This window comes from Arthrobacter humicola, assembly GCF_039531445.1.
In the GTDB taxonomy this organism is placed as follows: Bacteria; Actinomycetota; Actinomycetes; order Actinomycetales; family Micrococcaceae; genus Arthrobacter; species Arthrobacter humicola.
Window position 1 is genome coordinate 1 of sequence record NZ_BAAAQB010000017.1, and the last position, 1,074, is coordinate 1,074.

1 protein-coding gene is annotated in these 1,074 nt (G+C 64.9%); it reads left to right on the forward strand.

Annotated elements, in window-relative coordinates:
* Positions 1-185: 185 nt before the first annotated feature.
* Positions 186-1,074 (forward strand): IS30 family transposase (locus tag ABD243_RS06440; protein ID WP_344363429.1); only part of this gene is annotated, 889 nt, incomplete at its 3' end.

Here is a 1,074-nt window from a genome sequence, read left to right on the forward strand (position 1 = left end):
GGCAAAGTCATATGGTCGCTGCAACGCTCTGATTGATGGAGCGTTTGATGGTCAATGTGTTTTCCCTGGATGCGCGTACTGAGTTCTTTGATCTGGTGTGTGGCGGGATGTCGATTCTGGCTGCGGCCCGGCGTGTCGGCGCCACGCATGGGACCGGGAGGAACTGGTGGGCCCAGTCTGGCCACATGATGACTGTGGACATGGGGCCCGTTGGGGGTCTTTCGGATCCGGCGCCCACGGCCGAAGGGCCGGAGGGCCGGGCACTGAATCTGGCTGAGCGGGGGATGATCCAGATGGGCCTGCGCAGCGGACTCAGTTACGCCAGGATCGGTGAGGTGATCGGCCGGGACAGGTCCGTGGTCTGGCGGGAGGCGAAACGGAACACCGGCGCGGACGGGGTGTATTACGCCTCGGTCGCCCATACGAAGGCGCATCAGGCCAGGCGCCGGCCGAAGGCGTTGAAGCTGGTCGGGGACGAGGCGCTCTGCCGGCTGATCGGGGTGTGGATGGATGACGGGTGGAGCCCGAAACTGATCTCGGCGATGTTGGCCTTCTACTTCCCCGACGATCAGACTATGCAGGTGAGCCACGAAACGATCTACCAGGCCTTATATGTTCAATCCCGCGGAAGTCTGCGGGCAGATCTGGCGGAGAAGCTCAGCCTGAAGCGGAAGCAGCGCGTTCCCCACGCCGGGGACCGGCACAAGAACAGCCCCTACAAGGAGGCGTTCAAGATCAGTGAGCGCCCGGCCGAGGTCCAGGACCGGGCGGTCCCGGGCCACTGGGAGGGCGACCTCATCATCGGCTGCGACGGGACCGCGATCGGCACTCTCGTGGAACGCTCGACGAGGTTCACGATCCTCCTCCACCTTCCCGGGGACCACACCGCTGACACCGTCGCTGCGGCGATGATCCGGGAGATGGGAAAGCTCCCGGATCATCTGCGCCGGTCGATCACCTGGGACCGCGGCACGGAACTCGCCGCGTACGCCCGGATCCAGACCGCACTGGACACCACGCTCTACTTCTGCGACCCGCACTCGCCCTGGCAGCGCGGGTCCAATGAGAACACCA